At 68.9% G+C, this 11305-nt stretch carries 14 protein-coding genes; 7 read left to right on the forward strand and 7 right to left on the reverse strand.

Features of this window, described 5'->3' with window-relative positions; genetic code table 11:
• From J2W78_RS11700 to J2W78_RS11720, 5 genes are read left to right on the forward strand one after another with little or no spacing between them, the layout of a single operon-like run.
• Complete coding sequence (locus J2W78_RS11700; protein WP_253370612.1) at nt 1-756, forward strand: ABC transporter ATP-binding protein; 756 nt, start codon at nt 1-3, stop codon at nt 754-756.
• Between the two features lie 22 nt (nt 757-778).
• Nucleotides 779-2005 (forward strand): ABC transporter substrate-binding protein, encoded by a 1227-nt coding sequence (locus J2W78_RS11705; protein WP_253370614.1) that lies wholly within the window; start codon nt 779-781, stop codon nt 2003-2005.
• On the forward strand, nt 2002-2859 hold the full coding sequence (locus J2W78_RS11710) for an ABC transporter permease (RefSeq protein WP_253370616.1): 858 nt from the start codon (nt 2002-2004) through the stop codon (nt 2857-2859). The genes J2W78_RS11705 and J2W78_RS11710 overlap by 4 nt, the downstream gene beginning before the upstream one ends.
• A 10-nt stretch (nt 2860-2869) precedes the next feature.
• Nucleotides 2870-3427 (forward strand): OsmC family protein, encoded by a 558-nt coding sequence (locus J2W78_RS11715; protein ID WP_253370618.1) that lies wholly within the window; start codon nt 2870-2872, stop codon nt 3425-3427.
• 5 nt (nt 3428-3432) lie between these two features.
• Nucleotides 3433-4509: an acyl-CoA dehydrogenase family protein gene (locus J2W78_RS11720; RefSeq protein WP_253370620.1), complete on the forward strand. Its 1077-nt coding sequence runs from the start codon at nt 3433-3435 to the stop codon at nt 4507-4509.
• 109 nt (nt 4510-4618) lie between these two features.
• On the opposite strand, the gene J2W78_RS11725 is transcribed toward J2W78_RS11720, so the two are convergent.
• Entirely contained in the window at nt 4619-5041 is a 423-nt protein-coding gene (locus J2W78_RS11725; protein ID WP_253370622.1) for a hypothetical protein, read from the reverse strand.
• A gap of 118 nt (nt 5042-5159) precedes the next feature.
• Nucleotides 5160-5423, reverse strand: coding sequence for a hypothetical protein (locus J2W78_RS11730; protein WP_253370623.1), 264 nt, complete (start codon nt 5421-5423; stop codon nt 5160-5162).
• Between the two features lie 106 nt (nt 5424-5529).
• On the opposite strand from J2W78_RS11730, the gene J2W78_RS11735 reads away from it, so the two are divergent.
• Complete coding sequence (locus tag J2W78_RS11735) at nt 5530-5706, forward strand: hypothetical protein (protein WP_253370625.1); 177 nt, start codon at nt 5530-5532, stop codon at nt 5704-5706.
• Nucleotides 5707-5784: 78 nt separating this feature from the next.
• Here J2W78_RS11735 and J2W78_RS11740 read toward each other — a convergent pair whose 3' ends face one another.
• Both J2W78_RS11740 and J2W78_RS11745 read right to left on the reverse strand, forming a co-directional pair.
• Nucleotides 5785-6534 carry a Crp/Fnr family transcriptional regulator gene (locus tag J2W78_RS11740; protein ID WP_253374021.1) on the reverse strand — a complete coding sequence of 250 codons (750 nt, stop codon included), beginning with the start codon at nt 6532-6534 and terminating at the stop codon, nt 5785-5787.
• A 497-nt stretch (nt 6535-7031) separates the two neighbouring features.
• The gene (locus tag J2W78_RS11745) at nt 7032-8081 is read right to left on the reverse strand and encodes a substrate-binding domain-containing protein (protein ID WP_253370631.1); all 1050 of its coding nucleotides are present in this window, start codon (nt 8079-8081) and stop codon (nt 7032-7034) included.
• A 143-nt stretch (nt 8082-8224) separates the two neighbouring features.
• Here J2W78_RS11745 and J2W78_RS11750 point away from each other — a divergent pair, with 143 nt between their 5' ends.
• Complete coding sequence (locus tag J2W78_RS11750) at nt 8225-8953, forward strand: recombinase family protein (protein WP_253370633.1); 729 nt, start codon at nt 8225-8227, stop codon at nt 8951-8953.
• Nucleotides 8954-9247: 294 nt separating this feature from the next.
• Here the strand turns inward: J2W78_RS11750 and J2W78_RS11755 are convergent, their stop codons facing one another.
• The 3 genes from J2W78_RS11755 to J2W78_RS11765 are packed head-to-tail and all read right to left on the reverse strand — an operon-like array spanning nt 9248 to nt 11297.
• Nucleotides 9248-9745: a GNAT family N-acetyltransferase gene (locus J2W78_RS11755; protein ID WP_253370636.1), complete on the reverse strand. Its 498-nt coding sequence runs from the start codon at nt 9743-9745 to the stop codon at nt 9248-9250.
• Between the two features lie 17 nt (nt 9746-9762).
• Nucleotides 9763-10503: a class I SAM-dependent methyltransferase gene (locus J2W78_RS11760; protein ID WP_253370637.1), complete on the reverse strand. Its 741-nt coding sequence runs from the start codon at nt 10501-10503 to the stop codon at nt 9763-9765.
• Nucleotides 10500-11297, reverse strand: coding sequence for a phytanoyl-CoA dioxygenase family protein (locus J2W78_RS11765; protein ID WP_253370639.1), 798 nt, complete (start codon nt 11295-11297; stop codon nt 10500-10502). The genes J2W78_RS11760 and J2W78_RS11765 overlap by 4 nt, the downstream gene beginning before the upstream one ends.
• Nucleotides 11298-11305: the final 8 nt, after the last annotated feature.

Below are 11305 nucleotides of genomic sequence, written 5' to 3' on the forward strand. Positions count from 1 at the left end.
ATGTCGCGTCCCCTCCCCCGTCTCGCCCTCGCGGCCGTCGCCTACCGCTACGGCCCGAGTCCGGTGCTCGACCGTATCGATCTCGAAATCGCGGCGGGCGAGCGCATCGGCATCCTCGGCCGCTCCGGCGTCGGAAAATCGACTCTCCTGCAGATCATGGCCGGGCTCGTCGCGCCCTCCGCCGGCACCGTGCGGCTCGACGGCACGCCCGCGCGCGGGCCGGTGCCGGGCTGCACGGTGATGTTCCAGCGCCCGGCCCTGCTGCCCTGGGCGAGCGTGCGCGACAACGTGCTGCTGCCCGCCCGCCTCTCGGGGCGCCTCGCCCGCGACCGTGCGGCCTGCGAGGCGGATGCGCGCCGCCTCCTCGACGATCTCGGCCTCGGCGAGCGCGCGGGCGCCAAGCCGCACCAGCTTTCGGGTGGTCAGCAGCAGCGGGTGGCGCTCGCCCGCGCGCTGGCGAGCGAGCCGTCGATCCTGCTCCTCGACGAGCCGTTCTCGGCGCTCGATCCCGAGATGCGCGCGTCGCTTCGGGCCGACGTGCTGCGGCTCGCCCGCGCCCGCGACCTGACGCTGATCGTCGTCACCCACGACCTCGCCGACGTCGCGGCGCTGGCAGCCCGCGCCGTGGTGCTCGACGGGCGCCCGGCCCGCATCGCCGCGGACTTCGCCCTCGGTGACGACGCGCAGGCCGAATTGCGCCGCCGTCTCGGTTCCCTGGCCCGCGACGCGTCCGGCGTGACCAGCCGTGCCGCCTGATTTCCCTCACCGAGACCTCACGATGAGCGCCCCCGACGACCTCTCCGCCCTCTGGACTCACGAATGGGCACGCGCCGACTGGACGCGCCGCAACACCCTCGACGCGCTCGCCCGCGGCGGTCTCGCCGCCCTGCTCGGCGGCGGCGGGCTCGCCCTGTCCGGCCCCGCGGTGCACGCCGCGGAGGACGACACCGTGCGCATCGGTTACCTGCCGATCACCGACGCGACCGCGCTTCTGGTGGCCCATGCCAAGGGCTACTTCGAGGAAGCCGGCCTGAAGGTCGCCGAGCCGACGCCGGTGCGCTCGTGGTCGGCGCTGGTGGAGGGGTTTGCCGCGGGCAAGTTCAACCTCGCCCACCTCTTGAAGCCCATCCCGGTCTGGATGCGCTACAACAACAAGTTCCCAGTCAAGATCCTGGCCTGGGCCCACACCAACGGCTCGGGCATCGTTGTCGGGGGCAAGAGCGGGATCGAGGACTTCAAGGGGCTGGCAGGCAAGCGCGTCGCGGTGCCCTACTGGTACTCGATGCACAACGTCGTGCTGCAATACGCCCTGCGCGAATCCGGCGTCACGCCGGTGATCCGGGGGGATGCCGGGCCGAACGAATGCGCGCTTCAGATCCTGGCGCCGCCCGAGATGCCGGCGGCGCTCGCGGCGGGCAAGATCGACGGCTACATCGTCGCCGAGCCGTTCAACGCGCTCGGCGAGATCAAGGCCGGCGCGCGGATGCTGCGCTTCACCGGCGACATCTGGAAGAACCATCCCTGCTGCGTCGTGGTCGCGCATGAGGGCCAGATCGCCGCCAAGCCGGAATGGGCCGGCAAGGCGGTCGATGCCATCGTGCGGGCGCAGGCCTATTGCGTGAAGAACCGCGAGGAGGTCGCCCGGCTGATCTCGAAGGAGGGGCGCGGCTACCTGCCGATGCCGGCCGACGTCGTCATCAAGGCCACCACCGATTACGGCCCGGCCTACGAGGCGAGCGGCGCGATCCGCCACCGCGACTGGGCGGCGCAACGCATCGACTTCCAGCCCTGGCCCTACCCGTCGGCCACCAAGCTGATCGTCGAGGCGATGGGCAACACCGTGGTCGAGGGCGATGCCGGCTTCCTCAAAGGGCTCGACCCGGATTTCGTCGCCCGCGACCTCGTGGACGACCGATTCGTTCGGGCCTCGCTCAAACGCTACCCTGAATGGCCGGGGGCGGCGGACGAGGCCGCGCTCACCCGCCAGGAGACCCTGAGCCTGTGAGCGGGGGCGCGATCGAGGCGGCGCTCGCCGTCGAGCGCGAGGTCGCGGCCCCGGCGCCGAGCCGGGCCGGGATCGGTGCCCGGTTTGGTGCCTCGGCCCTCGACCGGCTGGCCCCGCTCGTCGGCCTTGCGGGGCTGCTCGCCCTGTGGTTCGCGGGCGGGCTGGTTCTGGAGAGCGTGCCGGCCTACGCCGCCTTTGCCGGCTTCGCGCCGGGGCCTGCGCTGGCCTCCTTCGCCGAACTTCTGACCTCCGGCGAAGCATGGCGGGCCGCCGCGCCGAGTCTCGCCCGGATCGGCCAGGGCCTCGCGGTGGCGTTCGGGCTCGGCGCGCCGCTCGGGCTCCTCGTCGGCTCGGTGCCGCTCGCCGAGCGCATCCTGCAGCCGCCGTTCCAGCTCCTGCGGATGATCTCGCCGCTGGCCTGGATGCCGGTGGCGGTGCTCGCCTTCCCGAGCTGGGACGGGGCCATCGTCTTCCTGATCGCCGCCGCCGCGATCTGGCCGATCCTGTTTGCCACCGCGGCGGGCGTGAAGCGGGTCGATCCGATCTGGCTCGCCATGGCGCGCAACCTCGGCGCCGGCCGGTTCGCAGCTCTGCGCGCCGTCGTCGTCCCGGCGGTGCTGCAGGACATCCTGACCGGCCTGCGGCTCGCGCTGGGTGTTGCCTGGATCGTGCTGGTGCCGGCCGAGTATCTCGGGGTCACGAGCGGGCTCGGCTACGCCATCAACGACGCCCGCGACACCCTCTCCTACGACCGGCTCGCCGCCCTCGTCCTGCTGATCGGAGGGATCGGCTACGCCCTCGACACCGGTCTCGGGCGGCTGGCCGCCCGCGCCCGCTGGATTCCCGCAACCTGAGGACACGACAATGACCGCGACTGCCGCCCAGGAAATCGTTCAGACCTTCGAGAAGGTGTTCGAGCCGATCGACCGCGAGAGGCTGCACGCCCTCTCCGAGAAGGGCCGGGCCGACCCAAGCGTGGTGAAGACCGTGCGCGCACGCACGGTCGCGGAAGGCCGCCGCTTCCGCCACCTCAACTACATCCGCAGCCTCGACGCGCACGTCGTCGACGAGCCGCCGGCGCTGCTGGGCGACGACACCGCCCCGAACCCGACCGAGGCCCTGCTCGCCGCGCTCGGCACCTGTGTCGCGGTGGGCCTTCAGGCCAACGCCATCGCCCGCGGCTGGACCGTGAAGGGCATCGAGGTCGAGTCGGAGGGCGACATCAACATCACCTCGGTCTGGGGTACCGGCGACCTCTCGGAAAAGCCGGTCGGGCTCAGCGCCGTGCGGCTCAAGGTGCATCTCGACGTCGAGGGCGCGAGCCCGGCCGAACTCGACGAACTCGTCGCCCATGCCGGGCAGTGGTCGCCGGTGCTCAACTCGGTGAAGAACCCCGTCGCCATCACCCTGGCGCGGGCCTGAACCCGATGGCCGCCACCGCCCGCATCGCGGAATCCGCCCCGCTCGACGTCGCCGGGATCGTGCGCGACGCTTTGCGCCCGCGTCTCGCCGCGATCGACGCCGGGGACTATCCCGCCGACATCCTGCGGGCGCTCGGGGCGGCCGGCGCCTACGCCCACCACGCCGACGGCACGGCGGCAGGCCTGCTGGCCGCCATCGACGCGATGACGGAGGCGGGGCGGGCCTGCCTCTCGACCGCCTTCTGCATGTGGTGCCAGGACGCGCTGGTCTGGTACCTCGCCCAAGGCGACGAAGACGGCCCGCGCCGCCATCTCGCGGCGATCGCTTCGGGTGCGGCGCTCGGCGGCACCGGGTTGTCCAACCCGATGAAGGCGCTCGCAGGCATCGAGCCGCTGGCGCTCCAGGCTGAGCGCGCGGGCGACGGCTACCGGGTGCGCGGGCGCCTGCCCTGGGTCTCGAACCTCGGCCCTGGCCAGCGTTTCGCCGGCATCGCCTCGCTGCCCGACGGGCGGCGGGTAATGGGGCTGTTCGAAGCCGGCGCCGAGACTGTCTCGATCGCGGCCAATGCCCGCTTCGTCGCGCTCGAAGGCACCGGCACCTACACGGTGATGATCCGCGACGCGCATCTATCCGATACCGACGTGATCACGCACGATGCCGCCGCCTTCGTGCCGCGCATCCGCAACGGCTTCGTGCTGCTCCAGACCGGGATGGGGCTCGGCCTCGCCCGCGGGGTCGCGGCGCTGATGCGCGCGGATGCCCGCGGCCGGACGAACGCGGCGTATCTGCCGCTCGGGCCGGATGCGATCGAGGGGCGGGCGGACGCGCTGCGCGAGCGCGTCGCCGCCGCGGCACAAGTGCATGCCGAGATCGACCGCGCGACCTTCCTCGAGACCCTGCGTCTGCGCCTCGACGTGTCATGGCTGGCCCTGGAGGCGGCGCAGGCCGCCATGCTCCAGGCGGGTGCGCGCGGCTATCTGGAGGGTGCGGAGACATTCCGGCGCCTGCGCGAGGCGCAGTTCGTGGCGATCGTCACGCCGTCGGTGAAGCACATCACGACGGAACTCGCGCGAGGCCGCTGAAAGGTCTCCCGACGCGCCCGCTGCTGAGGGCCGCTCCTCCTGCGGATTGCGACGGCGAAGCGGATGTTGCGTGAGCGACGAGACGAGACGCTCGACAAGTCGGCGCAGCCTATTCCGGGAGAAGGTCCGCCTCGGGCGGGCTCTCGATCTCTATGGCCTCGGGAGGGGCAACGGCGGGAGCACCCAGTCGGGATCCCGGAGCCGAGGGCATCATCGCTGCGCCCGAGGCGACCAGCCCGGCCATCATCCGCAAGTCCTGCGGCTGGCGCGGATCGTCGGCCACGCGCTCGGCATCCACTTGGAGCCGCAGGTTGCAGGCCTTCGGGGCCAGGGCACCGTCCGGCGTGCAGGCGTCGTGGCGGGCGCAGGCCGCGTCCAGGGCATCGACGGGCGCCGCCGGCCCATTGTTGCCGGGCCCGCAGTAATTGCCGTGCAGCAGCATCGGTGAGCCCTCGACCGCGGAAGCGGTCTGGCTGAGCGCGGGCACTGCCAGGGTGGTGACCAGAAGGAGGGGGAGAAGCGAACGGTTCATCGGGAGCCGTATCTCCTGTCGTGGATCGAAATCAGGCGCAGGTGCGGTCCCGGCGCCGTTCAGCCGTCATGCGCGCATGACGGCCAAGCCGAAGTTCGAGAGCGGCGCTCCCCGATTCTCAGCGGAGGCTCGCCGAGCGCCGACCGGCCGAGGAGGCGGTCCCTTCGTCGAAGGCGGCCCGGCATCCGGGGCTCAGGCTCGCCCGTTGCGCCTTCATGCAACTGACGATGCGGCCGCGATCGGGAATCGATGTCAGGCACAGCCGCATGACATCGTCGCGGCAGAGCGCAGCCTGCTCCTCCTCACCGGCCCTCACGCTGGTCGTGCCGGCGGCCGAGAAGGCGATCAGAGCCAGCATCGTGCGGGTTCCGATCTTCACCATCGAACGTCTCCTGATCTCATGTCGGCCGGGCCTTGATGCTCGGCTAAGGTCCGACGGTGAACGCCATAAGCGGACGGCTCGTTCCGTGGGCCTGCAGGCCGGCTCGATGACCGTTCGGCGCCCGATCGCAACCGAGACGGCGGGCGAGATGCAGAAGGGTGACGCGATGAAGACGGGAGAGATGGGCGGCGGCTCAGGCAACACGGGCGTGCCGGGGGCGCCCCCTGCCGCGGAGGGCAGCAAGAACCAGGGTTTCCGAACCACGAAGACACGCGATTGCTGAGTATCCCCGTTCTATCGGGGCCGAGAGCCGCCCGCGATCATGGTGTGGCCGGAAGTGATTCTCGGTTTCCGCTCGAATTTACGCAGCGGTTTGCGTCTCGCAATTCAGATAATTCGACCGGAATTCGGCCAACTCGACGAGTCGGGGCAGATCGCAGAGCGTTACGCGCTTGCCCTTACGCTCGATCAGCCCTGCGTGCTTGAGTTCGCTGAGAGAGCGGTTCACGTGCACACTGGTCATGCCGGTGGTGTCGGCGAGGTCGATTTGCGTAATCGGCAGGTCGAAGCTGTTGCCGCTCGTCAGCCCCACCGCCCGCAGGCGCACGAGCAACTCGCAGAGCAGGTGCGCAAGGCGCTCCACGGCCGAGCGCCGGCCGATATTCATCAGCCATTCGCCGAGGGTTGCCTCGTCGATAAAGGCGACCTTGCGCAGGCTGCGGGCGAGAGCGGGGCGTCGACGCAATTCCCGTCCGGCCTCAGGGCCGATCCGCGCGACGCGGCAGTTGGAGAGCGTGCCGATGGTGTGATCGATCCGGTTCAGGACCGAGGTATCGAAGTCGCAGATATCCCCCGGGATGAGGTAGGCCGTGATCTGACGCGCGCCGTTCGCCCGCAGCTTGTAGCGGCAGGCGAAGCCTTCCGTGATCGCGATCATCCCCTCGGGCCGGTCGCCCTCACGGATCAGGTCCGTACCGGCCGGAATCAGCCGTGTCCCCGCCTCGACGATCGCCAAGGCGGCCGTGTCCGCTTCTTCCAGCTTGCCGAGGCTTTGCAGCTTGCGCAGCAAGGGCCCGCTCACCGCCGTTCCATTGCCTGCTAAGACCTTCATTCGGCTTGTCCCGCCCACGCGGCCCGTTCACCCGGCGTAGGGATGACGCCGCTCTGCCAGGCCGGTTTGGTTCGGCGCGGCGCGTTCGTGAATTCGGTGAAAGAGCCGGAAGACTTCGCGCGCTCGGCGTCGACGCGGAATGGCGCGCCGCCTCGGCGAAAGCGCCGGGCCCGTCGCCAGCCATCATGGTCCGCCGTTGCGAGATCGAGCGCCGCCCGAGCGGGAGTCCGGTTCATGCTCGTTCTCGAAAAGCGAAGTGCTCGGCGACCGTGAGGGTCATCGGAGTTTGAATACTAGGGGGCGGCCGATCGACATGTAAGCCGGGTGCCGCCCTCTGTGCGATTCCCGACAATGCGGTGACTGTCGAGACTCCATCTGATAAATCCAAATAAAACTTACTTGTATCAATTCAAATTTCAGAGTTGTATACTGATATGCTCTACAGATATAAAATATAATAAAGATCGTTGTTGTGCCGGTTGGGCGTCTTTTGCCTGTCAAAGATCCGCGGCGGCCCGATAGCCCGGGGTACAGCTTGCGCACCGTCTCGCTGCGGCGACGAGGGCGTCGAGCGCCGGGCTGGTGAGGGAGCGGCTGGCGGCGAGATAATAGGTCTCCCAACCGACCGAGAGGAAGTCGAGGCCGAGCCGGTCGGCCGCTGCCCGGACACCGAGTCCGGCATCCGCCGCGCCGCAGGCGATGACCGCCGCGACTGCCTGATGGGTGAATTCCTCGACCGTGTAGCCGTGGATTGCGGCAGCCGGCAGGCCGGCCTGCGCCAGCATGCGGTCGAACCAGTCCCGCGTGCCCGATCCCTTCTGGCGGTTGACGTAGCGCAGCCCGGGCCCGGTCAGGTCGGCCAAGGTGCGGATGCCGCGTGGGTTGCCGGGGGCCAGCAGCAGGCCCTGCTCGCGTTCGAACAGGGGATGCAGCACGAGGCCGGCGCCGGCATGGATCGCCGAGAACGGAGCACCCGCCGCTTCCGGCGTGAGGGCTCCGCAATGGAAGCCCGCCGCGTCGGCTCCGCCGTCGAGAAGGCGCTGCACCGCCGCGCTGCTGCCCGTCACGGACAGTTCGATGCCCGTCTCCGCACCCGGTTCCCCGCCCATCGCCTCGGCCAGGACCTCCACCAGCAACGGATCGTGGCTCGCAGCCAGTGTCAGTGCTCCGGCCCCGCCGCTCATGAGACGGCGCAGGCGATGCTCGACGGCACGGGTCTCGCGGCCGAGGCCAGCCTCCAATGTCGTGGCGGCGGCGGTGAAGGCTTCCGCCAAGGCGGCCCCGAACTCCGTCAGGGCGGTGCCGTGGCCGCGTGTCTTGCGCACCAGGGGACGGCCCAGCGCCGTTTCGTAGGCCTGGAGGCGCGCCCAGGCCGCGCGATAGGACAGGCCGAGGGCGTCGGCAAAGCCCTGCACCGAGCCGGTCCGTGTGATCGCGTCGAACATCACCGTTAGGTCGGACACCGCGAGTGCGCTCGCGCCGATCCGGATCGTGCCGCCCAAGCCAAGAACGACGGAAATGGCCGCTTCATCGGAAGCATGGTTCATATTGATGGCGTCATAACTGTCGTTCACAACCGGTTTTCCCTTATCGGGGCCTTGTTTCGGAACGGCGCCGCCACCGGGGCGAAACCCTCGAGGCGTTGCGTCGGCTCCGTGCTCGCTCCAAGACGCGCGACCGGCCGACTCAGATGTCCTCAGACCGCTTTGTTTCCTACCTCCGTCCCGCCCCGTTGGGACAGGGGGCGCCGGAGACCGCTCTGACATCGCAGCGCGCCGCGATCGACCGCCACCTCGCAAGGCGCGGCCGGCTGGCCGCCGAGTGCGTTGAGCGAGAGTCCGGCGATGCCGGTGCGGAGCGACCGGCTCTGGATGAGGCCCTGGCCCTGTGCCGCCGGCACGGTGCGGTGCTGCTCATGGCGGAACTCGGGGCTTCCGATCAGGATCCGGGCTTCCTGCGTGCTCTGAGCCGTGATCTGCGCCGCCTGAACCTGCACTTTGCCGTCGCCGACAGCCCGGAAGTGAGCGAGGCGACCCTCGGCATCATGGCCGCGGTGGCGGAGGCCGAGGACCGTCTCGGGGTGCGCCGCACCCCCGAGACGCTGGCCCGCCGCCGAGCGTTCTACGCGCGCTTCACCGACGAGCGCCGCGCGCGGGCTCCGTTCGACAGGGCCGGCCCATCCGTCGCGGATCCGCGCCCTCTGGCGGAGAGTCTGGGGCGGGGCGAGACCCTGCCGCGGAGCCGGGAGCGGGCGCAGGAGGTGGCGCCGATCCTCAGCGAGATCCGCGCCGCGGGCGCGCTCACGCTGGAGCAGGTCGCCAACGCCCTCAACGCCCTGGGCATTCCCTCGGCGCGGGGAAGCCGCTGGTATCCGATGCAGGTGACACGGATCGAGAAGCGCCTCGCCGGCGTGGGCTGACCGCCGTCGCGTCACCCAGACGATCGCGCCAAGAGGCGATCTGTAACGGACGTATCGTGGGGCACCCTAACCGTCCTGCTCGCCGACGAGTTAGCCCCCCTCACCCCGATCTGCTGGAGCGGGGCCTTGGCGTTTGGGGGGCAGCAAGAGGCTTCCTCTGAGCCGCTTCCACTCCGCATCGATGGTCTCGCCCGAGGCTTCGACGCGGGTGATGTCGTAGAAGGACAGGATCGGGCACCGGGTGAAGTCGCGGAGGAACGGCTCGAACCGCGTGCCGCGCTCAGGATCAGGCCCTCAGTTCCGGTTCCGAGATGCTGCTTCCGCGTTCGGCCGCGTACCGGAACACGGCGCCGTCAGGTCGAGCGAGAGGTGCAGCGTCCGGTCGTTCCGGGTGTCTTCTGCGAAGCCGAGCCCGTGATACAGGGCCAGGGCGGCCGCCTCGCGATCGACGCTTAATGCGATCCGCGCGAAGCCGAGGCTGTGGACGTGGGTGATCGCTGCCGTGAGCAGGCGTCGCCCGAGGCCTTCCCGGGTCCGCTCCGGCACGATGCTGACGCTTGTCACGAAGGCCGTCGCACGGATCGGATCGTTGCAATAGACCGCCACGAGACCGATCAGCGCAGTGCCATCCCAGGCCTCGAACCGCTCGGAGCAGGTCGCGAGCTTCGTCGCATAGTCAGGAATCACCACCCGCCAGTCGAGCGGCGGCGTGAAGGTGCTCGCGCAGGCCATCAGGTGGGCGCGAATGTCGTCCGCCCCGGATCGGCTTCGGTACAACTGCGGCTCGGTCATGGGTTCCCTGCCCCAACTCAATCCGCTCCGCGCTCGCAGATGAGATAAATGCTGGCAGTCAGTTCCGGGAACTGGTTTCCCAACTGGTAACAGCCCTCGACATAGGCATCGGAAATGATGCCGGCGGCAAGAGCCGCGTCGAACTGGTAGTTTGCAAGTGCTTTGAAGATCAGTCCGCCTCGATAGAGCGTCGAGAGGCCGGCTTCACGGGTTGTACGCTCCAAAGTATCGAAGGAGAACGTGTTTCGGTGCCCATTCGCGGCTTCGGCCTCGGTGACGGCACTGTTGTGCGTGATCAACCCCATCTTCACGGCGATCTGGCGCGAAGGAGCGTTTGCATTCGGCACCAGCAGGAACAGCCGACCGGACGGCGTGAGCCAGCGGCGGATCCGGCGGAGGACGAGAACGGGGTCGTCCAAGTGTTCGAGGGTGTTGATCAGGAAGATTGCGTCGAACGTTTCCTCCATCTCCAGTGCCTCGAAGGTCGAGCAGATGAAGCGGGGAGCCTCCCCTACTCTTCGCCGCGCCGCCTCGACCAAGGATGACGCTGCCTCGACCACCGTGAGATCGCGGTACAGCCCGGTCAGCCATTCGGTGGACTCGCCGAGATAACAGCCGAGTTCGAGCGCACGACCCTGGGGCAGGAACGGCGCGAAGGCGCGAATCATGTAGCGACGCGTGATGGCGTCGAAGTCGTAGTTGTAGCGACGGTCGCCGAACTGGCCGCCCTCGCGGTCGTAGTCGCGGGTCTGCGTCATCCCTGGTTCGCCTTATAGAGCCGTCGCAAAGCAGGCTGATAAAATTCATCGTAAGAATTTGGCACCATGGCATTAAAGCCTAGTAATTGCTGTATCCTTGGCGAAGATTTTGCTCCGTATTCCGGCCCAAGGAAGCGAGGATAGTCCATTTGCTGTTTAACGAAGGCCCGGCTGAAGCTGAGTGTGAGGGCCGTGCGGGTTGTGTCCGTGGCGTTACTGCCCGCCGCGTGCCAGAGGTTCGAATCGAATAGGACAATGCTGCCGGCGGGCCCGATGAGCCGCTCGGACTCGGCCCGGAATACCGCTTCGGGCGGAGGGGCGGGTGCGTGGTGCGATCCTGACAGGACGTGCGTTGCACCGTTCTCCGTCGTGAATGGGTCGACCATGACCAGCATGTTGAGCATCAGTCGGAAGCTGCCGCCGAAGGTGCGCACGTCCCGATGAATGCGGTGGAGATAGCTTGTTGCAGAAGGGCCGACACTTGCGGGATTGAAGGCGTGCAGAATGTAGGCCGCGCCGTCGAAATAGTGAGATATCAGTTCATCGAGCCAATCCTGATCGAGAAAGGCGTCGAGTGCCGGGTACTGGCCGACGGCGTGATGCGCGGTGCCGTCGGGTGCGGCCGTGGCGCCCCCTGCAACCTGCCGTCGCCCGCAATCGGCGACGCTGTCGAGCACGGCTTGGCGGATTGCGGGCAGATTGGCCGCGGGCACGACGCTCTCGAACAGAACCCAGCCCTTGCGCTGCATCTGTTCGTCGAACCACTCGGGGTCGTGCGAAGCGGGAATGGCCATGGGTTGCT

Source organism: Methylorubrum extorquens (assembly GCF_024169925.1).
Taxonomy (GTDB): domain Bacteria; phylum Pseudomonadota; class Alphaproteobacteria; order Rhizobiales; family Beijerinckiaceae; genus Methylobacterium; species Methylobacterium extorquens_A.

Coding starts and splice junctions, on each gene's coding strand:
- J2W78_RS11700 (WP_253370612.1), top strand. CDS start 1: ATGTCGCGTCCCCTCCCCCGTCTCGCCCTCGCGGCCGTCGCCTACCGC.
- J2W78_RS11705 (WP_253370614.1), top strand. CDS start 779: ATGAGCGCCCCCGACGACCTCTCCGCCCTCTGGACTCACGAATGGGCA.
- J2W78_RS11715 (WP_253370618.1), top strand. CDS start 2,870: ATGACCGCGACTGCCGCCCAGGAAATCGTTCAGACCTTCGAGAAGGTG.
- J2W78_RS11720 (WP_253370620.1), top strand. CDS start 3,433: ATGGCCGCCACCGCCCGCATCGCGGAATCCGCCCCGCTCGACGTCGCC.
- J2W78_RS11725 (WP_253370622.1), bottom strand. CDS start 5,041: ATGAACCGTTCGCTTCTCCCCCTCCTTCTGGTCACCACCCTGGCAGTG.
- J2W78_RS11730 (WP_253370623.1), bottom strand. CDS start 5,423: ATGGTGAAGATCGGAACCCGCACGATGCTGGCTCTGATCGCCTTCTCG.
- J2W78_RS11735 (WP_253370625.1), top strand. CDS start 5,530: ATGACCGTTCGGCGCCCGATCGCAACCGAGACGGCGGGCGAGATGCAG.
- J2W78_RS11740 (WP_253374021.1), bottom strand. CDS start 6,534: ATGAAGGTCTTAGCAGGCAATGGAACGGCGGTGAGCGGGCCCTTGCTG.
- J2W78_RS11745 (WP_253370631.1), bottom strand. CDS start 8,081: ATGAACCATGCTTCCGATGAAGCGGCCATTTCCGTCGTTCTTGGCTTG.
- J2W78_RS11750 (WP_253370633.1), top strand. CDS start 8,225: ATGTCCTCAGACCGCTTTGTTTCCTACCTCCGTCCCGCCCCGTTGGGA.
- J2W78_RS11755 (WP_253370636.1), bottom strand. CDS start 9,745: ATGACCGAGCCGCAGTTGTACCGAAGCCGATCCGGGGCGGACGACATT.
- J2W78_RS11760 (WP_253370637.1), bottom strand. CDS start 10,503: ATGACGCAGACCCGCGACTACGACCGCGAGGGCGGCCAGTTCGGCGAC.
- J2W78_RS11765 (WP_253370639.1), bottom strand. CDS start 11,297: ATGGCCATTCCCGCTTCGCACGACCCCGAGTGGTTCGACGAACAGATG.